Below are 21,307 nucleotides of genomic sequence, written 5' to 3' on the forward strand. Positions count from 1 at the left end.
CCTCGGCCAGCCGTCGCCGGCGTCCCGGGTCAGGCGCCATGGCGGCGCCTGACCCGCAGCTCGCCGGTATCGCTGACATGGGTCCCGCCGGCCAGCTCGAGCAGGCCGCTCGCGGCCAGCTCGCGCACGCGCCAGAACAGGAACATGTCGGTGGGGAAGAAACCGTCGCAACGGGCCATGACCTCGGCCAGCACGCGCAGCAACGGCTGCCACTGGACCGAGCACCATTGCACCAGACTGGCGTCGATGGCGTCGTGGTCCTCGCCCTGGAAGGCGCCGTCGCGCCAGCGGCGGATCGGCGCGCTTTCCGCCAGCGTCGCCCGCCACTGAGCGGCCAGCTGCCGCCGCCGTTGCGGCTCGATCGGTTGCGGTCGATAGAGCGCGGGCAGGTCTGCGGGTTCGACCATGGTCACCGAGCGGCGACTGGCCACGCCGCTGTCGCCCGTGCCGCAGGACACCTCCCACAAGCCCAGGCCCGTGCCCTCCAGCGCCGCGGCAACCCGCGCCAGCAGCAGCTGCTCGCAAGCGCTGTCGCCGTGCCAGACCGTGACCGGACGCTCCTGCTGCGCCAGGGCGGCGAGCCAGCGGGCATCGTCATTCAGGCCGCCGTGAAAATCCGGCACCAGCATGGCCTGGGGCCAGAGCGCCTGCCAGTAGGCCACGCGGGCGGCGCAGGGGGGCTGCTCGATATCCGCCAGAGGTCCCACCGCCAGGTCGTCGCGCAACACCCGCAGCGCATCGTCGGCCCGGGCCTGGCCGAGGACCAGGGTGACACCTGGCACCGCCGCATCGCCGCATACCAGGTGCCACATGCTCCCTCCTCGGCCTACGCCTTACTCGCCGGGCTTGTGCAACTTGGGATTGGGGAAGAACTGCACCGCCTTGACCTTGGGGTCGGCGGCCTTGGGCTTGAGGGCGCCGACATTGACCCGGGTCGGCAGTTCCTTGACCACCGAATTGCCGCGCGCATCCAGGGTGTCGGCATAGCCGCAGCGCACGCACTCGCGGTGCGGCACGCCGTCCTCGTCCCACATCTTGATGCTGTCCATCTCGCTGCAGGCCGGGCACACGGCACCGGCGATAAAGCGTTTCTTGGCATGGCTCATAGGCGATCCGCTCAAGCGGCCTCCTGACTCAGGCCGAGGTGACGGAGCAGGGCGTCGATACGCGGCTCGCGGCCGCGGAAATCGACGAACAGCACCATCGGCTCCTGGGAACCGCCGCGGGCGAGGATCGCCTCGCGGAAGGCACGGCCGGTGTCGCCATTGAGCACACCCTCCTCCTCGAAGCGGGAGAAGGCGTCGGCGGACAGCACCTCGGCCCACTTGTAACTGTAGTAGCCGGCCGCGTAACCGCCGGCGAAGATGTGCGCGAAACCGTTGGCGAAACGGTTGTAGGCCGGCGGACGCAGCACCGAGACCTCGTCGCGCACGCCCTCGAGCACCTGCAGCACGCTGCGGCCGTCGCCATGGTGGGCGTGCAGCTCGAAGTCGAACAGGGAGAACTCCAGCTGGCGCACCATCATCAGCCCGGACTGGAAGTTCTTCGCCGCCAGCATCTTGTCCAGCAGGTCCTGGGGCAGCGGCTCGCCGCTCTCGAAATGGCCGGAGATCAGCGCCAGGCCCTGGGGCTCCCAACACCAGTTCTCCATGAACTGACTGGGCAACTCGACGGCGTCCCAGGCCACGCCGTTGATGCCCGAGGCGCCGGCCTGCTCGATGCGGGTCAGCAGGTGGTGCAGGCCGTGGCCGAACTCGTGGAACAGGGTGGTGACCTCGTCGTGGGTCAGCAGCGCCGGCTTGCCGTTGACTGCCGGGGTGAAGTTGCACACCAGGTTGGCCACCGGGCTGATCAGCTCACCGCTGGCGCTGCGGCGCTTGTCGCGGGCGCCGTCCATCCAGGCGCCGCCGCGCTTGTGGGCGCGGGCGTAGAGGTCGAAGAAGAAGCGCCCGACGTGCTGGCCGTTCTCCTTGATCTCGAACAGGCGCACGTCCGGATGCCAGGTGTCGAAGCCGGAGAGTTCCTCGATCTGGATGCCGTAGAGCTGCTCGACTATGGCGAACAGGCCGCTCAGCACCTTGTCGATGGGGAAGTAGGGCCGCAGGATCTCCTGGGAGATGCTGTAGCGCTGCTCGCGCAGCTTCTCGGCGTAGTAGCCGACGTCCCAGCTCTGCAGGTCCGCGCAGCCCTGCTCGGCAGCGAAGGCGCGCAGCTCGTCCAGGTCCTGGGCGGCGAAGGGCTTGCTGCGCACCGCCAGGTCGCGCAGGAAGCTCAGCACCTGCTCGCCGGACTCGGCCATCTTGGTCGCCAGGCTCAGCTCGGCGTAGTTGGCATACCCCAGCAGCCTGGCCAGCTCCTGGCGCAGGTCGAGGATTTCCTGCATCACCGGGCCGTTGTCGTGCTGGCCGGCGTTCGGCCCCTGGTCGGAGGCGCGGGTGCAGTAGGCGGCGTAGACCTCCTCGCGCAGCGCGCGGTCGTCGGCGTAGGTCATCACCGCGTAGTAGCTGGGGAACTCCAGGCTGATCAGCCAGCCGCCCAGGCCCTTGGCCTCGGCGGCCTGCTGCATCTGCGCCTTGGCCGACTCGGTCAGGCCGGCCAGCTGGCCCTCCTCGGTGACGTGCTTGGTCCAGGCCTGGGTGGCATCCAGCAGCTGGTTGGAGAAGCGGCTGCCGAGCTCGGCGAGCTTGCTCTGGATGGCGCCAAAGCGCTGCTTGTCGGCCTCGGCCAGGTCGATGCCGGACAGGTGGAAGTCGCGCAGGGCGTGCTCGAGGATGGTCTTCTGCGCCACCTCGAAGCCGGCGGCCGCGGGGCTGTCGGCCAGGGCCTGGTAGGCCTGGTACAGCGCGCGGTTGTGGCCCAGCTCGGTCCAGTACTCGGACAGCTTGGGCAGGCAGGCCTCGTAGGCCTGGCGCAGCTCGGCGCTGTTGCACACCGCGTTGAGGTGGCTGACCGGCCCCCAGGCACGGCCCAGGCGCGCGTGCAGCTCGTCGAGGGCCAGCACCAGGCCGTCCCAGCTCGGTGTGCCAGACTGTTGCCTGAGGAGTTCAGCGATGGCCGCGCGGCTGTCGGCGAGGATGGCGTCGATGGCCGGCTCGACATGCTCCGGGCGGATGGCGGAATAGGGTGGCAGGTCGAAGTCTTGCAGCAGGGGGTTGTTCGCAGTCACGACTGAGGCACCTGTAACCAAGGGAGTTTCATGCTGGCCCGGCGCTGGCAAATAGCCTGCAAAGACGGGTTTCAGCGGATTTGCCGGCTATCTTAATTACAATCACCGCTCACCGCAGCCTAAGAGGTTTCTATCGTGGCGATTCGCAGTTATCAGCAGTTCACCCCGCAACTCGGCGAGCGGGTGTTCGTCGACGCCTCCGCCGTGGTCCTCGGCGACGTGGAGATCGGCGACGACAGCTCGGTCTGGCCGCTGGCGGTGATCCGCGGCGACATGCACAGCATCCGCATCGGCGAGCGCTCCAGCGTGCAGGACGGCAGCGTGCTGCACATCACCCACGCCGGCCCCTTCAACCCCGGCGGCTACCCGCTGAACATCGGCGACGACGTGACCGTCGGCCACAAGGTCATCCTGCACGGCTGCAGCATCGGCAACCGGGTGCTGGTCGGCATGGGCAGCATCGTCATGGACGGCGTGGTGATCGAGGACGAGGTGGTACTCGGCGCCGGCAGCCTGGTGCCGCCGGGCAAGCGCCTGCAGAGCGGCTATCTGTATGTCGGCAGCCCGGCCCGGCAGGCCCGCGCGCTGACCGAGGAGGAACGCAGCTACTTCCGCTACAGCGCCGACAACTACGTGCGCCTGAAGGACCAGCACCTGATGGAAGGCTTCTCCTCCAACTGATCCCGACCCGCACCAGGTTGTCCATGCACTACCAGAACCTCCTGTTCGACCTCGACGGCACCCTCACCGACCCGCGCGAGGGCATCACCCGTTCGGTGCAGCACGCCCTGGTCCGCCTGGGCATCGAGGCACCGGACCTGGCCAGCCTGGAGCACTTCATCGGCCCGCCCTTGCTGCAGTGCTTTATGCACAGCTATGACCTGGATGAGGCCACGGCCTGGCAGGCGGTCGGCCACTACCGCGAACGCTTCGCCGCGGTCGGGCTGTACGAGAACCGGGTGTTCGACGGCATCGCGGCGCTGCTTGAGGCCCTCAATGGCCAGGGCCGCCGGCTGTATATCGCCACCAGCAAGCCGACCCTGTTCGCCGAGCGGATCGCCGCGCACTTCGCCCTCGCCCGGCACTTCCAGGCGATCCACGGCAGCGAGCTGGACGGCACCCGCACCGACAAGGCCGAGCTGATCGGCCATCTGCTGGCGGAGGAAGGCCTGGCGGCGCGGGACACGCTGATGATCGGCGACCGCAAGCACGACCTGATCGGCGCCCGGCGCAACGGCCTGGATGCGGCAGCGGTGGGCTATGGCTTCGGCAGCGCCGAGGAACTGCAGGCCGAGGCGCCGACCTACCACTTCGCCACCCTGGGCGACTTGCGCCGGGCCTTCGCCGCCTAGGACGGGGTCGGCGCCGCAATGCCCGGTGCGTCAGGAAGAACCGGGCTCAACCGTTCTTCTGGTAGATGATCTTCTTGGTGCCGTTGTCGCAGCTGCCGACCACCATGCTCGGGTCGTGCACCTCGTCGTTCGCCACGATCTCCAGGGTGTAGCTGATCACCCCGGCGGCCTGGATCTTCACCTCGATCTCCCGCTTCAACTCCTCGCAGGGCTTGGGCTGCGCCAGCGCGGCGGCGCCGAGCAGGCCGATCACAGGTACCAGCATCCATCTGTTCATGGTCCATCGCCTCTGGTCGCGAGACTCCTAGGGTTGGACCCATGGCGTGGCGTGCAAGTTCTGGCCGGCGCCCTGCAAGGCCTGCAGCGCCGCGCCTCGTTGCGGCGCCGGCAGGCGACCGAGGGCGGCGGCGCGGCGGTAGAAGGCCGGCCAGTCGCCGCCCACCTCGGCGTACAGCGCAGCGAAGGCCGGCACCCAGCTGTCGTACAGGCCGAACGGCAGCAGCTTGGCGTTGTTCAGCGGCGCCTCGATCCAGGCATCGTAGCGGCCGGCGCCGCCCCACTGGCGATCGCGCAGCGCCCGGTAGTCGCGGCGCAGGCGGGCGAACTCGGCCTGCTTGGCGGCGCGCATGGCCGGCGCCGGCAGGTCGCGGGCATACAAGGCGCGCAGGCGCTCGCGGCTGGCCAGTACCAGGGCGCTGAACTGCTCGCGCTGGCGCAGCGGCGCCGCCTCGGCCTCGGGCAGCCCGCGGGCCGCGCGCCAACGGCGCAGCCCCTCGCGCTCGACGAAGGTGGCGAAGGACTCGTTGAAGGCCGTGTCGCCGGCCACATACAGTTGCTGGTGGGCCAGCTCGTGGAAGATCACCGCCACCAGACGCTCGTCGCTCCAGGCCAGCATGGTGTTGAGCAGCGGGTCGTCGAACCAGCCCAGGGTCGAGTAGGCCTCGACGCCGCCGATGTAGGTATCCAGCCCCTGCTGCTGCAACAGCGCCGCCGCGCCGCGGGCACGGCCCTGGCGGTAGTAGCCGCGGTAGGCCACGCAACCGGCGATGGGGAAGCAATGGGTCTCGGGTTCCACCGAGAACTCGGCGGTGGCGAACAGGTTCCACAGCACATAGGGTCGCCCCAGATCGGCGTACAGGCGATAGCTGCGGTTGTCCGGCAGGGCCAGCTCGGCGCTGGCGAAAGACCGCGCCTGCAGCGCCAGGGCCAGGCGCTGACGCAGCGGCGCGGCGGTGGCGGGATCGGCCAGCAGGTCCTCGACGGGCTGGCGCGCCCGCAGCAGCTCGAACTGGCCGGCGGCCAGCTGGCCGTAGTAGTCCAGGGTGCTGCACCCCCCCAACAGCAGGGCCGCCAGCAGCGGAACCCAGCGCCAGGCCGGGGAGTCGATAGAGTAGGGAGTGCAGCCTTGGGTCATGGCGTCCACGCTAGCGCATCGCGGCGACTGCCTCCACCCCGGGATCGGCGTAGGCTGCATCCCACCATTCGATTGCGGAGACCCTCATGCGTCGTCTCGCCCTGATCGCCAGCCTGTCCCTCCTCGGTGCCTGCGCCTCGCCGTTGCCGGCCCACGACCCGGGACTGGCCTGGGTCGAGCTGTACACCCCGCCCAGCGACCTGCTGATGGCCGACAAACTGGACGGCAAACGCCTCGACGACGGCCGCTACTTCCAGGTGACGCCCGGCGCCCACGAGTTGATCAGCCGCTTCCAGTTCGAGGTGCCCGGTGGTGGCGGCATCAACATCATGGCCGAGCCGATCCAGCGCACCTGCGAGATTCGCGTGCGCTACGCCGACTTCGCCGCCGGCCAACGCTATCTGCTGGAGGCCCGCCCCATGGTGACCAGCGCCCAGGCCTGGCTGTACGACGACCAGCGCAATGTCCTGGCCCGCGGCCGGGTACTGCGCTGCGGGGTGTTCTAGCCCGGATCACCCGCACCGGTGCAGTTCGGCCAGCAGCTCGAAGGAGCGCAAGCGATCGTCGAAGTCGTAGAGGTCGCCGGTGAAGATCAGCTCGTCGGCATCGGTCTGCTCCAGCAACACCTCCAGCTTCGCCCGCACCTTGGCCGGGCCGCCGACCACCGCCAGGCCGAGAAAATCGCCCACCGCCTGCTTTTCGTGAGGCAGCCACAGCCCCTCCATGCTCGCCACCGGCGGGCGTTGCACCAGGCTATGGCCGCGCAGCAGGGCGAGAATCCGCTGATACACCGAGGTCGCCAGATAATCGGCGCGCTCGTCGCTGTCGGCCGCCACCAGCGGCACGCCGAGCATCACGTAGGGCCGCTCGAGCACCGCCGAGGGTTTGAAGTGATTGCGATAAACGCGCAGCGCCTCGTGCATCAAGCGCGGAGCGAAATGCGAGGCGAAGGCATAGGGCAGGCCCCTCTCGCCGGCCAGCTGGGCGCTGAACAGGCTGGAGCCGAGCAGCCACAGCGGCACCTGGGTGCCGCTGCCGGGCACGGCGATGACCCGCTGCTCCGGGTTGCGCGGCCCCAGGTAGCGCTGCAGCTCGGCGACATCCGCGGGGAAGTCGTCGGCGCTGCCGGTGCGCTCGCGGCGCAACGCCCGGGCGGTGAACGGGTCGGCCCCCGGGGCGCGCCCCAGGCCCAGGTCGATGCGCCCGGGATAGAGGGTGGCGAGGGTGCCGAACTGCTCGGCGATCACCAATGGCGCATGGTTGGGCAGCATCACCCCGCCGGAACCGAGGCGGATGCTGCGGGTGCCGGCGGCCAGGTAGCCGAGCAGCACCGCGGTGGCCGAACTGGCGATGCCGTCCATGTTGTGGTGCTCGGCCACCCAGAAGCGCGTGAAGCCGAGGCGCTCGGCGTGCTGCGCCAGCTTCAGCGAGTTGCCCAGCGCCTGGGCCGGGCCGCCGTCGTCGCGGATAGGCGCGAGGTCGAGAATGGAAATCCTGGTCTGTGCTAGAACGCTCATCGGCCCGCCTGGTCGTAAACCCCTGCTGATCGACGCCGGGGCGGCGCCAATACCCGAGTAGCATAGTGGGGCTTAATGACGAGATTCCAAGGCCGACGGTCGGCCGGCGCAGTCCTCAGCTATTGGCAATGCGGAAGCCGACCTTGAGCGTCACCTGGTAGTGGCCGACCTTGCCGTTCTCGATATGGCCGCGGGTTTCCACCACCTCGAACCACTCGAGGTTGCGGATCGACTTGGCGCATTCGGCCAGGGCGTTGTTGATCGCCTCGTCGGAGCTGACCGGCGACGAGCCGACGATTTCGATTTTCTTGTAGGTGTGATGGTTGGACATGGCGCTTGCTCCTCTGGACGATAGTTAAACGCTAGACGAGAAGTGCCGCCCTTGTAGTGCGGGATGGGTCGGGCCGGGAAACGCTCAGCCGTGCAGCTCGCTGCGCAGCCACTCGGCCAGGCGCTGCGCGCGCTTGTCCAGTTGCCGCGCCGGCACCCACAGGGCCAGGCGCGCCGGGGTCTCGACGAAGTCCCAGGGCGCCACCAGGCGCCCGCCGGCCAGGTCGTCGGCCACCAGCTGCTGCGGGGCGATGGCCACGCCGAGGCCGGCTGCCGCCGCCTCCAGCAGGTAGTAGAGGTGCTCGAAGCCCTGGCCCGGCTTCAGCGCGGTCTCGTCCAGGCCACAGCTGGCCGCCCAGCTCGGCCAGGCCTGGGGCCGCGAAGTGGTGTGCAGCAACGGCTCGTTCAACAGCGCCGCCGGCGGTGCCCGATGCAACTCGGCGAAACGCCCGTAGCGCGGGCTGAGCACCGGGCCGATGCGCTCGGCGGCCAGTTCGAACACCTGCATGTCCGCCGGCCAGGGCGGCTCGGCGAACAGCAGGGTGGCGTCGACGCCGGGACGCCGCGGGTCCAGCTCGCCCTCGCTGGCCGACAGCTGCAGGCGCAGCTCCGGCAGCTCGCGATTGAGGCGGTCCAGGCGCGGGATAAACCAGCGCGCCAACAGGCTGCCGGGGCAGGCCAGGACGAAGGGCGCCTCGGCCTGGCCCTGCTGCAGCTCGGCGCACACGCCGCGCAACCGGGCGAAGGCCTCGCCGCTGGCGTCACGCAGGCGCAGCCCGGCATCCGTGAGTTTAAGGCCGCGCCCCTCCTTGACGAACAACGCCAGCTCCAGGTGTTCCTCCAACGCGCGAATCTGCCGGCTGACCGCGCCATGGGTGACATGCAGCTCGTCCGCCGCCTGACTGACGCTCTGCAGGCGCGCCGCCGCCTCGAAGGCGCGCAGGGCATTGAGCGGGGGTAGCTCCCGAGTCATCTGTGAGATTTCCTGACAAGTTACGGCGATCTTATCGCTTTTGCCGGCGGCCACACAGCCGTATCCTCTGTGCATTGCCCGAACAGCCTGCGGGCCAGACTTCACAGGAGAACAGCATGACTTCATTGCGCAGCGGCCCCGACGCCAAGGGCCTGTTCGGCTCGTTCGGCGGCCAGTACGTCGCCGAAACCCTGATGCCGCTGATTCACGACCTGGCCGCCGAATACGAGAAGGCCAAGCAGGATCCGGAATTCGCCAAAGAACTGGCCTACTTCCAGCGCGACTACGTCGGCCGCCCGAGCCCGCTGTACTTCGCCGAGCGCCTGACCGAGCACTGCGGCGGCGCCAAGATTTATCTCAAGCGCGAGGAGCTCAACCACACCGGCGCGCACAAGATCAACAACTGCATCGGCCAGATCCTCCTGGCCAGGCGCATGGGCAAGCAGCGCATCATCGCCGAGACCGGCGCCGGCATGCACGGCGTGGCCACCGCCACAGTGGCGGCGCGCTTCGGCCTGGAATGCGTGATCTACATGGGCACCACCGACATCGACCGGCAGCAGGCCAACGTGTTCCGCATGAAGCTGCTGGGCGCCACCGTGATTCCGGTCACCGCCGGCACCGGCACGCTGAAGGATGCGATGAACGAGGCCCTGCGCGACTGGGTGACCAACGTCGACAACACCTTCTACCTGATCGGCACCGTCGCCGGCCCGCACCCCTACCCGGCCATGGTCCGCGACTTCCAGGCGGTGATCGGCAAGGAAACCCGCGAGCAGCTGATGGAGAAGGAAGGGCGCCTGCCCGACAGCCTGGTCGCCTGCATCGGCGGCGGCTCCAACGCCATGGGCCTGTTCCACCCCTTCCTCGATGACGCCAGCGTCAAGATCATCGGCGTCGAGGCGGCCGGCCACGGCATCGAAACCGGCAAGCACGCCGCCAGCCTCAACGGCGGCGAGCCCGGCGTGCTGCACGGCAACCGCACCTTCCTGCTGCAGGACGACGACGGCCAGATCATCGACGCCCACTCGATCTCCGCCGGCCTGGACTACCCCGGCATCGGCCCGGAACACGCCTGGTTGCACGACATCGGCCGCGGCGAATACTGCTCGATCACCGATGAAGAAGCCCTGGCCGCCTTCCACCAGTGCTGCCGCCTGGAAGGCATCATCCCGGCCCTGGAGTCTTCCCATGCCCTGGCCGAAGTGTTCAAGCGCGCGCCCAGCCTGCCCAAGGATCACCTGATGGTGGTCAACCTGTCCGGCCGCGGCGACAAGGACATGCAAACCGTGATGCACCACATGGGCGAATTGGAGAACGAAGCATGAGCCGCCTGCAGAGCCGCTTTGCCGAGCTGAAAGAGCAGAACCGCGCCGCCCTGGTGACCTTCGTCACCGCCGGCGATCCCCACTACGACGCCTCCCTGGCGATCCTCAAGGGCCTGCCGCAAGCCGGTGCCGACGTGATCGAGCTGGGCATGCCCTTCACCGACCCCATGGCCGACGGCCCGGCCATCCAGCTGGCCAATATCCGCGCCCTGGAAGGCAAGCAGAACCTGGCCAAGACCCTGCAGATGGTCCGCGAATTCCGCCAGCAGGATCAGACCACCCCGCTGGTGCTGATGGGCTACTTCAACCCCATCCACCACTACGGCGTGCCGCGCTTCATCGCCGAGGCCAGGGAGTCGGGCGTGGACGGCCTGATCGTGGTCGACCTGCCGCCGGAACATAACGCCGACCTGTGCGACCCGGCCCAGGCCGCGGGGCTCGACTTTATCCGCCTGACCACCCCGACCACCGACGACAAGCGCCTGCCCAAGGTGCTCGATGGCAGCTCCGGCTTCGTCTACTACGTCTCGGTGGCCGGCGTCACCGGCGCCGGCTCGGCCACCGTCGAGCACGTCGAGCAGGCGGTGGCGCGCCTGCGCCGCCACACCGACCTGCCGATCAGCATCGGCTTCGGCATCCGCACCCCGGAACACGCGGCGACCATCGCCCGCCTGGCCGACGGCGTGGTGGTGGGCTCGGCGCTGATCGACCAGATTGCCAGCGCCGAGAACGACCAGCAGGCCGTGGACGGCGTGCTCGGCCTGTGCGCCCAACTGGCCGAAGGGGTGCGCGGCGCGCGCTGCTAAAGCCCAAGCCACAAAAAAGCCGCTGCTCCCCTGGGGAGGCAGCGGCTTTTTCATCCCGGCGATTCGGCTCGCGCCGTTTGCAGAAGCCGCTGGACGGGCAGCCTCGCCCAACGGCGCCCATCCGAGACACCCGCCGTTCAATCCAGCAGGAAACTCAGGCGCGCGTCGACCTTCTTGGGCGCTATCTCCAGAATTTCGGCGCTCACGACATGCTCCTGGACGAATGGATCGGCATTCACCCGCTCCTGCAACGCACCGAGCGTCGTGTTGTGGGCCAGGATGGAGCCGCCCAGGCTCGGCTGCAGGCTGCCGACCAAGAGAAACACGCCTTCATCGAAACCGCTCTTGATCCATTGATTGTGGCCGTCCATCAGCCGAGCGGCCTGGCCTTGGTTCGCGGAAAACTTCAGTAGCACGACAAACATAGGATTCCCTCCCTGTGGCATGGCGGCTTGCCCAGTGCGCCGGCCAGCCCTGCGCCGAGCGGCGCCCCGGAGGCGAGCCCAGCGAGAAGCATAGCGCTACCCGGCCCCGCTGCTCGGCGCGGCCTCGGCGATCAGCAGGGCGATCTGCGCCCCCAGGACCAGGTCGCCGACCTTGCCGAAGTACTGCTGGCGGATGAACCCCGCCGTGTCGATCAGCACCAGGGTGGGCGTGCCCTGCATTGCATAGTCGCGCATGGTGCAGGGGATGGCCCCTTGCGGGTCCGGCCGGTCGACGGCGACCGGGAAGCCGATGCGGTACTCGTGCAGGAAGGCCTCCAGGGCCACCGGCGTCATGGCCTGGTGGTGCTCGAAGACCGTGTGCAGGCCGACGACCGCCACCTGCTCGGGCGAGAAGCTGGCCCGCACCCGCTGCGCCTGGGGCAGGCCTTCGCTCACGCAGCCCGGACAGAGCATCTGGAAGGCCTCCAGCACTATCACCTTGCCGCGCAGGCTGGCCACGCTCGGCGCCTGCTGGGTGTTGAACCAGCACTGCACCTGCCACTCCGGTGCGGGCGTAGCTGAATGGGTCATGCCGCCCCCCTGCATCCGCCATAAAGAGAAGACCCCTGTAGTTATAGGCCAGCGCATGCATCCCGGCTTAAGGCGTGCCCGGCAGCAGCTCCGGCGCCTCGCGCTGCAGCTTGGCCTTGAGCATCTCCAGCTGCTCCAGGGCGGCGCGGGCCTCGTCCAGCTCGGCGGCGTTGCGCTCGCCCGACTGGGCGGCCTGTTCGATGCGTTCGCGGATCGCCGGGATCTGCTGCACGCCGCCGGCGTAGGCCTGGATCTGCGCGCGGCTGTGGCGGTCTTCGAAGGCCTGGTACTGCGCCGGGTCGGCCAGCACCGCGGCGGAGGGCCTCGGCCGTGGCTCGAGCTCGCCCAGCGCCGGGCTGCGCGGGTCGCCGCGTTCGAGCATCAGCTGCATCAGCATCTGGGCTTCCAGGGGGGCGAGGCTGGGCGACGCCGCATCGGCAGGCGGCGCTTCGGGCGCAGCGGCGACCGGCGGGGCAAGCGGCGCGGCCGCCAGCGCGGCGACTGGCGCGACGGGGAGGGCGGCCGGCCAGGGCGGCGGTGCGGGCTCGGCCGCGCGGACCTGCGGCGCCGCGCCTGGAGGGCTCGGCTCGGACTCCACCCACCAGGCGGCCAGGGCGACGGCACCGCCGCAGCAGAGCAGGGCCGCCCCCAGCCAACGCCTCACAGGCCCTCCACCTTGGCCTTGGCCAGCAGGGCTTGCAGGCGTGCCTGCAGCTGGCTGGCCAGCTGCTCCTTGGCCACCGCCTGGTTGACCTCGTAACGCACGCTGGGGTCACTCAGGGGGAGCTGGCGATCCTCGCGCTGGCGCACCCGGACGATCTCGAAGGCACCGTCGATCAGCATCGGTTGGGAAACCGTGCCGGCCTTCTGCAGCAGGGCGGTCTTGTGCAGGAAGTCCAGCTGCGCGTCCTGGGGACGGATCAGGCCCAGGTCGCCTGGCGGCGTGCGGCTCTTGTCCTCGGCCAGGGAGTAGCGGCGCACCGCCTCGTCGAAATCCAGGCCGGCCTGCAGCTCGGCATAGACCCGGTCGGCGCTGGCCTGGTCGGCCAGGCGGATATGCGCGGCCTGGACCCGGGCGACGTTGCGGTACTGCGCCAGGTGGCGCCGGTAGTAGGCCTCGGCGTCGGCATCGCCGACCTCACGGGCCAGCTGCTTGAGGCCGTCGGTCTCGTGGTGGAAGTCGCTGTGCAGGCCGATCTGGTGCAGGTACTGGTGGCGCACCAGCTTGTCGCGCACCAGCAGGCGCAGGCCCTCGCGCTCGGCGGCGTCGAAGCCCTGCTCGGCCAGCTGGTACCAGAGGTAGTCGCGCAGCACGTGCTGGCGCACCTGTTCGGCGAGGTAGGCCAGGTTGCCCTGCTGCAGCTCGACCCGGCCCTGGACGTTGTCGCCCTGGTACAGCGCCAGCAGGTCGAGGCGCCGCTCGGCCTGGCCGGGGAATTGCCAGGCGATCAGCTGCACCCCTCGGGCCTCGTCCTGTTGCGCCGGGCTCAGCCGCAGGCTGTCGAGCACCACGCCCTGTTGCGGCGGCGCCAGCACCTGGCGCAGGCGCTCGGCACCGAGTGGCTGCGGCTGGCGCAGGAAGGGTCGCACGTCGTGGTCGAAGCGGCGACCATGGACCTGCTCGATCAGGTTGGCCGTCTCGACCTCCACCAACGCTTCCAGGTCGGCGCGGTAGCGGGGCTGCAGCTCCGCCTCCACCGCACGGGCCAACAGGCGGTTCTCCACCAGGCCGGCGCGCAGCTGGGCCGGGTCGGTATTGAACTTGACCCGGGTCAGCGCCCGCTCGAGCAACTCGATGCTCTTGCCGGGCAGGCGTTCGCCGTCGATGCGCAGGTCCTGGCCGGCCAGGGCCGACAGGCAGATGCCCGTCAGCCCCAGCAGCACCAGCGCGCGGCGCAGGTCGACCCGCACCTCAGAGACCACCCTGGCCGTAGAAGCTGTTGGCGCCCTTGGTCAGCACGTTGACGGTGAGGGCGATGGACTCGGGTATCAGCTCCTTGGCCACGCGCAGACGGGTGGCGTAACTGGTGTCGTAGAGCGGCTCGGGATGCTGGTAGGCGACCTGGGCGGTCTGCGTCAGCAGGTCGCGCAGCGGCTTCTGCGGGTCGTAGCGGCCGACCAGACTGGCCACCGCCGCCGCATCGCCCAGGCGCTCGCTGAAGTAGTGGTCGTCGACCCAGCCTTCCCAGCCGGAATGGCCGTTGCCCGAGGTGACCCAGGCGTGGTGCGGCTGGGCCACGTCGCCGGTGGCGTGCAGCGAGTAGCCGATGGTCTGCAGCGAGGGCGCGGCCTTGAACTGGTCGAACCAGTACTTGGCCAGGTTGTCGATGGGCTGGAAGGCGGCGGTCTGGAAGTCGCCGTAGTGCTCCTGCCAGTCCGAACGGCTGCCCTGGCGGTAATGCGCCTCGGTGCTGTCGAAGTCGCTGCGCTTCAGCTCACGGTTGTACAGGTAGACCATGGCGTACCAGTCGACGTCGCCGCTCCAGCTGCCGTCCACCTTGCGGTAGCGGTAGTCGTAGCCGCCGTGGTCGTTGCCATGGGCATCGCCCTGGCGGGCCATGTTGATGAAGTGCCAGTAGGAGGTGTAGTTGACGATGGAGGCGGCGGCACCGGCCACCGGGGCGTGCTCGTAGCCGACCCACCAGCCGCCCAGGCGGGTGTCCTTGAAGTCGTCGACGTCGTAGGCGGCCTGGCCGAGGATCTCGCCGGCCTGGGCCTCGCTGCCGGCGGCGCCGACATAGAACTGGTAGGCGCGGCGCATCTCGGCGCTGGCGGAGGCGGAATTCATGAACGCCAGGGCGTCCTTGACGATGTTCTTGTGGGTGGGTTGCGACCAGGCGGCCGCCTGGCCGGCGCAGACGGCAAGGCCTAGACCAAGGGCCAGGGTGGAGATCGTTTTCATGGGCAGAGCGCTCTTTTGTTGTTGGAGTCGAGCATTACTAGCCGGCGTCGATGGCAAAACCATTGCAACGCCGGGCTCCAACTAAAGCGCAGTCGGCATTCGCCCTACTACCCAACTAAGGTTGGGCCGGTCTAGACCAGTCTCGGGTTTGTGGCCGAGATCGCAGGGCGGGCCAGGGCCCTGTCACTGCACCCTTTGCAGGCGCTGGGCCTGTTTCTGCTGGCGGTAGCTGATGGCCGCCGCCGGCACCGGGGTGACCTTGCCGGTTTCCAGCCAGCGCTTGAGGCGGTTGGCGTCGGCCATATGGGTGTACTTGCCGAAGGCGTCCAGCACCACGAAGGCCACCGGGCGCTTGGCCATGACGGTGCGCATCACCAGGCAGTGCCCGGCCTCGTCGGTGTAGCCGGTCTTGCTCAGCTGCACGCTCCAGTTGGCCTTGCGCACCAGGCCGTTGGTGTTGCGAAAGCCCAGGCTGTAGCTGGGCTTGCGAAAGGCCACGGTCTTCTCCGAGGTGGTGCTCAGCTGGCTGAGCAGGGGGTACTGCTGGCTGGCCTTGAGCAGCAGCACCAGGTCGTTGGCGCTGGAGACGTTGCGTTCGGACAGGCCGGTGGGTTCGACGAAGCGCGTGCTGTGCATGCCCAGGGCCTTGGCCTTGGCGTTCATCGCCGCGATGAAGGCCGCGTAGCCGCCCGGGTAGTGGTGCGCCAGGCTGGAGGCCGCGCGGTTTTCCGAGGACATCAGGGCCAGCAGCAGCATGTCGCGGCGGCTCAGCTCGCTGCCGATGCGCACCCGCGAGAACACCCCCTGCATCTCGACATTGTCGCGGATGGTGATCGGCAGCACCTGGTCCAGCGACTGCTTGGCGTCCAGAACGACCAGGGCGGTCATCAGCTTGGTCACCGAGGCGATCGGCAACACCAGGTCGGGATGGCTGGAATACAGCACCTGGTCGGTCTTGAGGTCGACCAGCAGGGCGCTGCCGGCGGCGAGCTCCTGGGTGGCGGGCGTGTTGGCGGCGAGGCTGTTCGATGCAACTACAACGCAGCTGCACATCAGCAGCAGGCTTACTATCGAATGACGGATTTTCACGGGAGGCTTCACTGGCTGAGTGGGGAGACGGCGCAACGGCAGGTTGCGCCTCCGACAGTATAGGCAGTCGGCCGGCGCCCTTGCAGGGGCCCAGGGCCCGGCCGCTCGCCTTTCGTCTGCCGGCGCAGACGGCGCCTAGCGCAACGCGTCCGCGCCCCCCAGTTCGGCCTTGAGCCAGTCGACGAACTGCGCGGTCAGACGCTGGCGGCGCTTGCGCTCGGGCAGCACCACGTAATAGCCGAAGTCGGTGCGCGCCGTTTCGCGGCAGACGCGGCACAGCAGGTTCTGCTCGAGCAGCTCGTCGACCAGGTGGCGCCAGCCGATGGCCACCCCCTGGCCGGCGATGGCCGCCTGGATCAGCAGGGTGTAGTTGTCGAAGCGCAGGCTGCCGGGGTTCGGCGCCTCGGCGATGGCCAGGGCGCGGAACAGGCCGTTCCAGTCGAGCCAGCGCGAGCGGCTGTCGGGGCGCAGGTGCAGCAGCGGCAACTCGGCCAGGGCCGCTGGCGGCAACGGCCGTTGCCGCTCCTTGAGCAGCTGCGGGCTGCACACGGCGAAGGCCTCCTCGGCGAACAGCAGGTGCGCCTCGCCGTGCTTGAAGCGGCCGTCGCCGAAGGCGATGGCCACGTCGATCTCCGGCGGCAGCACGCCGAGGTCGCGGTTGGTGGTGATCAGGCTGACGTCCAGCTCCGGATGGCGCTGGTTGAAGCGGTGCAGGCGCGGCATCAGCCAGTAGGCGGCGACGGCGAAGTCGGTGGCCACCTGCAGCACCTCGTGCTGCGGCTGGGCGCTGAGCGCCGCCAGGCCGTCGTCCAGGCTCTGCAGGCCGTCGCGCACATGGCGCAGCAGCAGCTCGCCGGCCTCGGTGAGGACGATGCCGCGATAGACCCGGTCGAACAGGCGGGTCGCCAGCTGCTGTTCGAGGCGCTTGATCTGCTGGCTGATCGCCGGCTGGCTGCTGCCCAGTTCGCTGGCCGCGGCGGTGAAGCTCAGATGGCGCGCGGCGGACTCGAACACCAGCAGGGCATCGAGGGACAGCCCTTCGAAGTGCTTAAACATAAGTAGAGCTTATCCGAGTCATGTCTTCCCGGCGGGTTTACCCGCTAGCCATGAGGCGCAATGATCGAACCAGCAATTTCGCATAAAACCTTCATATGGAATACAGGCTCGCCATGAAACGTCCGAACATCCTCTTCATCATGGCCGACCAGATGGCCGCGCCGCTCCTGCCGATCCATGACCCGGCCTCGCCGATCAAGATGCCCAACCTGCTGGGCCTGGCCGAGGCCGGCGTGGTGTTCGATTCCGCCTACTGCAACAGCCCGTTGTGCGCGCCGTCGCGCTTCACCCTGGTCAGCGGCCAGCTGCCGAGCAAGATCGGCGCCTACGACAACGCCGCCGACTTTCCCGGCGACGTGCCGACCTATGCCCACTACCTGCGCCGTATGGGCTATCGCACCGCGCTGTCGGGCAAGATGCACTTCTGCGGCCCGGACCAGCTGCACGGCTACGAGGAGCGCCTGACCAGCGACATCTATCCGGCCGACTACGGCTGGGCGGTGAACTGGGACGAGCCGGATGTACGCGCCAGCTGGTACCACAACATGTCCTCGGTGCTGCAGGCCGGCCCCTGCGTGCGCACCAACCAGCTGGACTTCGACGAGGAGGTGGTGTTCAAGGCCCGGCAGTACCTCTACGACCATGTGCGTATGAGCCCCGAACAGCCGTTCTGCCTGACCGTGTCGATGACCCACCCCCACGACCCCTACACCATCCCCGAGGAATTCTGGAACCTCTACGAGGACGTGGAGATCCCGCTGCCGCGCCATACCCTCGACCAGGCCGAGCAGGACCCCCACTCCCAGCGCCTGCTCAAGGTCATCGACCTGTGGGACAAGCCGCTGCCCGAGGACAAGATCAGGGACGCGCGGCGCGCCTACTTCGGTGCCTGCAGCTACATCGACAGCAATATCGGCAAGCTGCTCAAGACCCTCGAGGACTGCGGCCTGGCCGAGGACACCATCATCGTCTTCTCCGGCGACCACGGCGACATGCTCGGCGAGCGCGGCCTCTGGTACAAGATGCACTGGTTCGAGATGGCCGCCCGCGTGCCCTTCGTGGTGCATGCGCCGGGGCGCTTCGCCGCACACCGGGTGAGCCAGTCGGTGTCGACCATGGACCTGCTGCCGACCCTGGTGGAACTGGCCGGCGGCACTGTCGAGGCGGACCTGGCGCTGGACGGTCGGTCGCTGCTGCCCCATCTGCAGGGCGAGGGCGGGCATGACGAGGTGCTCGGCGAGTACATGGCCGAAGGCACCGACTCGCCGCTGATGATGATCCGCCGCGGGCAGTGGAAGTTCATCTACTCTGAGAAAGACCCGCTGCTGCTGTTCGACCTGGCCAACGACCCGCGAGAGCTGGAGAACCTGGCGGCCGCGGCCGAGCACCAGGAACTGCTCGCCGCGCTCCTCGCCGAGGCGCGCGCACGCTGGGACATGCCGGCGATTCACCAGGCCACCCTGGCCAGCCAGCGCCGCCGCCGCTTCGTCGCCGAGGCCCTGACCCGCGGCAAGCTCAAGAGCTGGGATCACCAGCCCATGGTCGATGCCAGCCAGCAGTACATGCGCAACCATATCGACCTGGACGACCTGGAGCGCCGCGCCCGTTACCCACAACCCTGAAACCCTGTTCCAGCGCCGGCGCAGCCATGTGCCGGCGGCAACACGCCACTCCACGCACAGAACAACAACCCTAGAGGGGAATGCAGGCATGAAAAAACTCAGCACAGTCCTGGCCGGCGGCTTGTTACTGGCCGGCGGCGCCTTCCACGCCCAGGCCGAAGACGCGCGCTGCGCCACGGTGAAACTCGGCGACCCGGGCTGGAGCGACATCGCCGTGACCAACGGCATCGCCAGCTTCCTGCTCGAAGGCCTGGGCTACAAGGCGCAGAGCCAGACCCTGGCGGTGCCGATCATCTTCGCCGGCCTGCAGAAGGGCCAGGTCGACGTGTTCCTCGGCAACTGGATGCCGGCCCAGCAGGACAACTACGACAAGTTCGTCGCCAGCGGCGCGGTCGACCAGCTGGCGCAGAACCTCGACGGCACCGAGTACACCCTGGCCGTGCCGAGCTATGTCTACGAGGCCGGGGTGAAGACCTTCGCCGACCTGGACCGGCACGCCGACAAGTTCGGCCACAAACTCTACGGCATCGCCTCCGGCTCGCCGGCCAACGAGTCGATCCGCCAGATGATCGAGTCCGACGAATTCGGCCTGGGCGACTGGAAGCTGGTGGAGTCCAGCGAGCAGGCCATGCTGGTACAGGTCGGCCGGGCGGTGAAGCGCAACGAGTTCGTGGTGTTTCTCGGCTGGACCCCGCACCCGATGAACGTCAACTACGACATGCAGTACCTGCGCGGCGGCGAGAAGTACTTCGGCGAGAGCGGCAGCGTCAACACCCTGGCCCGCAAGGACTACGCCAGCCAGTGCCCGAACGTCGGCAAGCTGCTGAGCAACCTGAGCTTCACCCAGGACATGGAGAACAGCATCATGGATCAGGTGCTGAGCAAACAGGCGAGCAACGCCGAGGCGATCAAGGCCTGGCTCAAGGCCAACCCCGAGGTGCTCGACGGCTGGCTGCAAGGCGTCACCACCCGCGACGGCGGCGACGCCCTGGCGGCGGTGAAGGCGCAGCTTTAAGCTGGCGGGAACATTTGGCGTAGGGTGGGCTTCGGCCTACCCTTCTCGCATGCGGTGGGCCGCAGCCCACCCTCCCACAGAACGACACCGATGCCGTTACCCAACCGCCAGACCCTGCTGCCCTTCCTCAGATGGCTGCCCAACACCAGCCGCCGCAGCCTCGGCAACGACCTGCTGGTGGGCCTGAGCGGCGCCATCCTGGCCCTGCCGCAATCCATCGCCTACGCCCTGATCGCCGGCCTGCCGGCCGAATACGGCCTGTATGCGGCCATAGTGCCGGTGATCATCGCCTGCCTGTGGGGCTCGTCCTGGCACCTGATCTGCGGGCCGACCGCGGCGATCGCCATCGTCATCTTCACCAGCGTCAGCCCCTTCGCCGCCCCCGGCAGCGACGAGTTCATCGCCCGGGTGCTGCTGCTGACCTTCGTCGCCGGGCTGTTCCAGTGGCTGCTCGGCCTGCTGCGCTTCGGCGCCCTGGTCAACTTCGTGTCCCATTCGGTGGTGCTCGGCTTCACCCTCGGCGCCGCCGTGGTCATCGCCTTGGGCCAGCTGCCCAACCTGCTGGGCATCAACGTGCCGAGCCAGGCCACGGCCCTGGCCACCCTGCTGAATATCGGCGAACACCTGCCGGAGACCGACTGGCGCGCCCTGGGCCTGGCCCTGTTCACCCTCGGCCTGAGCCTGCTGATCCGCCGGCTGTGGCCACGCCTGCCGGCGCTGTTGCTGGGCCTGGTCGGCGGCAGCCTGGTGGTCCTGCTGCTGCCGGAGCGGCTGACCGCCGGCATCGCCCTGGTCAGCGCCTTCGAGGGCCGGCTGCCGCCCTTCAGCCCGCTGCAGTTCGACCTGACCAGCCTGCTGCAACTGCTGCCGGCGGCGGTGGCCTGCGGCATGCTCGGCCTGGTCACCAGCCTGTCGATCGCCCGCGCCCTGGCCGGCAAGTCCCAGCAGTTCCTCGACGCCAACCAGGAGGTGCGCGCCCAGGGCCTGTCCAACCTGGTCGGCCCCTGGTTCTCCGGCTTCCTCTCGGCCGGCTCCTTCACCCGCTCGGCGCTGAACCTGCAGGCCGGCGCCCGCTCGCCCCTGGCCGGGGTGTGCTCCGCGCTGCTGGTGGCGCTGTTCGCCCTGTTCGGCGCCCGCCTGATCGCGCTGATCCCGCTGCCGTCCATGGCCGCCGGCATCCTGCTGATCTGCTGGGGCCTGGTGGACATCGCCGGCGCGCGGTCGCTGTTCCGGGTCAGCCGCGCGGAGTTCCTGGTGATGGCCCTGACCCTGCTGGCGACCCTGCTGCTGGAGTTGCAGACGGCGATCTACGCCGGGGTGCTGGCCTCGCTGTTCTTCTACCTCAAGCGCACCTCGCAGCCGCGGGTGAAGTTCTGGCAGGAGGGCGAGGAGGAGCTGTTGCGGGTCGAGGGTTCGATCTTCTTCGGCGCCTGTCACTACCTGCAGCAGCTGCTGCAGCGCAGCGACGGCGAACGGGTGATCATCGACGCCCACCACGTCAACTTCATCGACTACGCCGGGGTGGAGATGCTGCACCAGGAGGCGCGCCGCCTGCAGGCGCAGAACCGCAGCCTGGTGCTGCGCCGCGCGCGCCCCCAGGTGATCGAGGAGATCCACAAGCTCGAAGGCGCCGAGCGCTGTCCGGTGCTGTTCGAGGACTGAAGCCCAGAGTGCGCCATGGGCACCAGAACCGCGCCAGCCCAGCCGCGCGTGCCGCTGAG

General features: G+C 68.8%; 23 protein-coding genes. 8 read left to right on the top strand and 15 right to left on the bottom strand.

Annotated elements, in window-relative coordinates; genetic code table 11:
• Positions 1-29: 29 nt before the first annotated feature.
• The 3 genes from SBP02_RS20455 to prlC are packed head-to-tail and all read right to left on the bottom strand — an operon-like array spanning position 30 to position 3,166.
• Positions 30-812, bottom strand: a complete 783-nt coding sequence (locus SBP02_RS20455) for a DUF3658 domain-containing protein (RefSeq protein WP_318644233.1) — start codon at positions 810-812, stop codon at positions 30-32.
• 21 nt (positions 813-833) lie between these two features.
• Positions 834-1,106, bottom strand: coding sequence for a YheV family putative zinc ribbon protein (locus SBP02_RS20460; RefSeq protein WP_318644234.1), 273 nt, complete (start codon positions 1,104-1,106; stop codon positions 834-836).
• An 11-nt stretch (positions 1,107-1,117) separates the two neighbouring features.
• Positions 1,118-3,166 (bottom strand): oligopeptidase A, encoded by a 2,049-nt coding sequence (gene prlC / locus SBP02_RS20465; RefSeq protein WP_318644235.1) that lies wholly within the window; start codon positions 3,164-3,166, stop codon positions 1,118-1,120.
• Positions 3,167-3,301: 135 nt separating this feature from the next.
• On the opposite strand from prlC, the gene SBP02_RS20470 reads away from it, so the two are divergent.
• Together SBP02_RS20470 and SBP02_RS20475 are read left to right on the top strand one after the other, a co-directional pair.
• Positions 3,302-3,847 carry a gamma carbonic anhydrase family protein gene (locus tag SBP02_RS20470; protein ID WP_318644236.1) on the top strand — a complete coding sequence of 182 codons (546 nt, stop codon included), beginning with the start codon at positions 3,302-3,304 and terminating at the stop codon, positions 3,845-3,847.
• A 23-nt stretch (positions 3,848-3,870) separates the two neighbouring features.
• The gene (locus SBP02_RS20475; protein WP_318644237.1) at positions 3,871-4,518 is read left to right on the top strand and encodes an HAD family hydrolase; all 648 of its coding nucleotides are present in this window, start codon (positions 3,871-3,873) and stop codon (positions 4,516-4,518) included.
• A gap of 46 nt (positions 4,519-4,564) precedes the next feature.
• On the opposite strand, the gene SBP02_RS20480 is transcribed toward SBP02_RS20475, so the two are convergent.
• Complete coding sequence (locus SBP02_RS20480; protein ID WP_213640058.1) at positions 4,565-4,795, bottom strand: DUF1161 domain-containing protein; 231 nt, start codon at positions 4,793-4,795, stop codon at positions 4,565-4,567.
• Between the two features lie 27 nt (positions 4,796-4,822).
• Positions 4,823-5,932, bottom strand: coding sequence for an aminopeptidase (locus SBP02_RS20485; RefSeq protein ID WP_318644238.1), 1,110 nt, complete (start codon positions 5,930-5,932; stop codon positions 4,823-4,825).
• 86 nt (positions 5,933-6,018) lie between these two features.
• Here SBP02_RS20485 and SBP02_RS20490 point away from each other — a divergent pair, with 86 nt between their 5' ends.
• Positions 6,019-6,438 (top strand): PA0061/PA0062 family lipoprotein, encoded by a 420-nt coding sequence (locus SBP02_RS20490; protein WP_318644240.1) that lies wholly within the window; start codon positions 6,019-6,021, stop codon positions 6,436-6,438.
• A 6-nt stretch (positions 6,439-6,444) separates the two neighbouring features.
• Here the strand turns inward: SBP02_RS20490 and SBP02_RS20495 are convergent, their stop codons facing one another.
• The 3 genes from SBP02_RS20495 to SBP02_RS20505 form a co-directional block, all read right to left on the bottom strand.
• A complete protein-coding gene (locus SBP02_RS20495) occupies positions 6,445-7,449 on the bottom strand; it encodes an LLM class flavin-dependent oxidoreductase (protein WP_318644241.1) in 1,005 nt (334 codons plus the stop codon).
• A 115-nt stretch (positions 7,450-7,564) separates the two neighbouring features.
• A complete protein-coding gene (locus SBP02_RS20500; protein ID WP_213640054.1) occupies positions 7,565-7,780 on the bottom strand; it encodes a dodecin in 216 nt (71 codons plus the stop codon).
• 84 nt (positions 7,781-7,864) lie between these two features.
• Positions 7,865-8,752 (bottom strand): LysR family transcriptional regulator, encoded by an 888-nt coding sequence (locus SBP02_RS20505; protein ID WP_318644242.1) that lies wholly within the window; start codon positions 8,750-8,752, stop codon positions 7,865-7,867.
• Between the two features lie 116 nt (positions 8,753-8,868).
• Here SBP02_RS20505 and trpB point away from each other — a divergent pair, with 116 nt between their 5' ends.
• Both trpB and trpA read left to right on the top strand, forming a co-directional pair.
• Positions 8,869-10,080, top strand: coding sequence for a tryptophan synthase subunit beta (gene trpB, locus SBP02_RS20510; protein ID WP_318644243.1), 1,212 nt, complete (start codon positions 8,869-8,871; stop codon positions 10,078-10,080).
• The gene (trpA, locus tag SBP02_RS20515; RefSeq protein ID WP_318644244.1) at positions 10,077-10,886 is read left to right on the top strand and encodes a tryptophan synthase subunit alpha; all 810 of its coding nucleotides are present in this window, start codon (positions 10,077-10,079) and stop codon (positions 10,884-10,886) included. Before trpB ends, trpA begins: the two co-directional genes overlap by 4 nt.
• 137 nt (positions 10,887-11,023) lie before the next feature.
• Here the strand turns inward: trpA and SBP02_RS20520 are convergent, their stop codons facing one another.
• The 7 genes from SBP02_RS20520 to SBP02_RS20550 all read right to left on the bottom strand — a co-directional run bounded on the left by SBP02_RS20520 (position 11,024) and on the right by SBP02_RS20550 (position 16,949).
• A complete protein-coding gene (locus SBP02_RS20520; protein WP_318644245.1) occupies positions 11,024-11,311 on the bottom strand; it encodes a YciI family protein in 288 nt (95 codons plus the stop codon).
• A gap of 96 nt (positions 11,312-11,407) precedes the next feature.
• Positions 11,408-11,902 (bottom strand): peroxiredoxin family protein, encoded by a 495-nt coding sequence (locus SBP02_RS20525; protein WP_318644246.1) that lies wholly within the window; start codon positions 11,900-11,902, stop codon positions 11,408-11,410.
• A gap of 67 nt (positions 11,903-11,969) precedes the next feature.
• Entirely contained in the window at positions 11,970-12,566 is a 597-nt protein-coding gene (locus tag SBP02_RS20530) for a hypothetical protein (protein ID WP_318644247.1), read from the bottom strand.
• Positions 12,563-13,813, bottom strand: a complete 1,251-nt coding sequence (locus tag SBP02_RS20535; protein WP_318644248.1) for a peptidyl-prolyl cis-trans isomerase — start codon at positions 13,811-13,813, stop codon at positions 12,563-12,565. The genes SBP02_RS20530 and SBP02_RS20535 overlap by 4 nt, the downstream gene beginning before the upstream one ends.
• A gap of 1 nt (position 13,814) precedes the next feature.
• Positions 13,815-14,804: a phospholipase C/P1 nuclease family protein gene (locus SBP02_RS20540; RefSeq protein WP_318644249.1), complete on the bottom strand. Its 990-nt coding sequence runs from the start codon at positions 14,802-14,804 to the stop codon at positions 13,815-13,817.
• 183 nt (positions 14,805-14,987) lie between these two features.
• Positions 14,988-15,893: a D-alanyl-D-alanine endopeptidase gene (gene pbpG / locus SBP02_RS20545; RefSeq protein ID WP_318644250.1), complete on the bottom strand. Its 906-nt coding sequence runs from the start codon at positions 15,891-15,893 to the stop codon at positions 14,988-14,990.
• A 135-nt stretch (positions 15,894-16,028) separates the two neighbouring features.
• A complete protein-coding gene (locus tag SBP02_RS20550; RefSeq protein ID WP_318644251.1) occupies positions 16,029-16,949 on the bottom strand; it encodes a choline sulfate utilization transcriptional regulator in 921 nt (306 codons plus the stop codon).
• 113 nt (positions 16,950-17,062) lie between these two features.
• Between SBP02_RS20550 and betC the strand changes: the two genes are divergently transcribed.
• The 3 genes from betC (at position 17,063) to SBP02_RS20565 (ending at position 21,248) form a co-directional block, all read left to right on the top strand.
• A complete protein-coding gene (betC, locus tag SBP02_RS20555) occupies positions 17,063-18,571 on the top strand; it encodes a choline-sulfatase (RefSeq protein ID WP_318644252.1) in 1,509 nt (502 codons plus the stop codon).
• A gap of 88 nt (positions 18,572-18,659) precedes the next feature.
• Positions 18,660-19,586, top strand: coding sequence for a choline ABC transporter substrate-binding protein (locus SBP02_RS20560; protein WP_318644253.1), 927 nt, complete (start codon positions 18,660-18,662; stop codon positions 19,584-19,586).
• A 90-nt stretch (positions 19,587-19,676) separates the two neighbouring features.
• On the top strand, positions 19,677-21,248 hold the full coding sequence (locus tag SBP02_RS20565; protein WP_318644254.1) for a SulP family inorganic anion transporter: 1,572 nt from the start codon (positions 19,677-19,679) through the stop codon (positions 21,246-21,248).
• Positions 21,249-21,307 lie beyond the last annotated feature (59 nt).

The sequence above is a fragment of the Pseudomonas benzenivorans genome (assembly GCF_033547155.1).
Lineage (GTDB): Bacteria > Pseudomonadota > Gammaproteobacteria > Pseudomonadales > Pseudomonadaceae > Aquipseudomonas > Aquipseudomonas benzenivorans_B.

Bases quoted from the DNA above. Each gene is read 5' to 3' on its own strand.
- SBP02_RS20455 (WP_318644233.1), bottom strand. From the start codon at position 812: ATGTGGCACCTGGTATGCGGCGATGCGGCGGTGCCAGGTGTCACCCTG.
- SBP02_RS20460 (WP_318644234.1), bottom strand. From the start codon at position 1,106: ATGAGCCATGCCAAGAAACGCTTTATCGCCGGTGCCGTGTGCCCGGCC.
- SBP02_RS20475 (WP_318644237.1), top strand. From the start codon at position 3,871: ATGCACTACCAGAACCTCCTGTTCGACCTCGACGGCACCCTCACCGAC.
- SBP02_RS20480 (WP_213640058.1), bottom strand. From the start codon at position 4,795: ATGAACAGATGGATGCTGGTACCTGTGATCGGCCTGCTCGGCGCCGCC.
- SBP02_RS20485 (WP_318644238.1), bottom strand. From the start codon at position 5,932: ATGACCCAAGGCTGCACTCCCTACTCTATCGACTCCCCGGCCTGGCGC.
- SBP02_RS20490 (WP_318644240.1), top strand. From the start codon at position 6,019: ATGCGTCGTCTCGCCCTGATCGCCAGCCTGTCCCTCCTCGGTGCCTGC.
- SBP02_RS20495 (WP_318644241.1), bottom strand. From the start codon at position 7,449: ATGAGCGTTCTAGCACAGACCAGGATTTCCATTCTCGACCTCGCGCCT.
- SBP02_RS20500 (WP_213640054.1), bottom strand. From the start codon at position 7,780: ATGTCCAACCATCACACCTACAAGAAAATCGAAATCGTCGGCTCGTCG.
- SBP02_RS20505 (WP_318644242.1), bottom strand. From the start codon at position 8,752: ATGACTCGGGAGCTACCCCCGCTCAATGCCCTGCGCGCCTTCGAGGCG.
- trpB (WP_318644243.1), top strand. From the start codon at position 8,869: ATGACTTCATTGCGCAGCGGCCCCGACGCCAAGGGCCTGTTCGGCTCG.
- trpA (WP_318644244.1), top strand. From the start codon at position 10,077: ATGAGCCGCCTGCAGAGCCGCTTTGCCGAGCTGAAAGAGCAGAACCGC.
- SBP02_RS20520 (WP_318644245.1), bottom strand. From the start codon at position 11,311: ATGTTTGTCGTGCTACTGAAGTTTTCCGCGAACCAAGGCCAGGCCGCT.
- SBP02_RS20525 (WP_318644246.1), bottom strand. From the start codon at position 11,902: ATGACCCATTCAGCTACGCCCGCACCGGAGTGGCAGGTGCAGTGCTGG.
- SBP02_RS20540 (WP_318644249.1), bottom strand. From the start codon at position 14,804: ATGAAAACGATCTCCACCCTGGCCCTTGGTCTAGGCCTTGCCGTCTGC.
- SBP02_RS20550 (WP_318644251.1), bottom strand. From the start codon at position 16,949: ATGTTTAAGCACTTCGAAGGGCTGTCCCTCGATGCCCTGCTGGTGTTC.
- betC (WP_318644252.1), top strand. From the start codon at position 17,063: ATGAAACGTCCGAACATCCTCTTCATCATGGCCGACCAGATGGCCGCG.
- SBP02_RS20560 (WP_318644253.1), top strand. From the start codon at position 18,660: ATGAAAAAACTCAGCACAGTCCTGGCCGGCGGCTTGTTACTGGCCGGC.
- SBP02_RS20565 (WP_318644254.1), top strand. From the start codon at position 19,677: ATGCCGTTACCCAACCGCCAGACCCTGCTGCCCTTCCTCAGATGGCTG.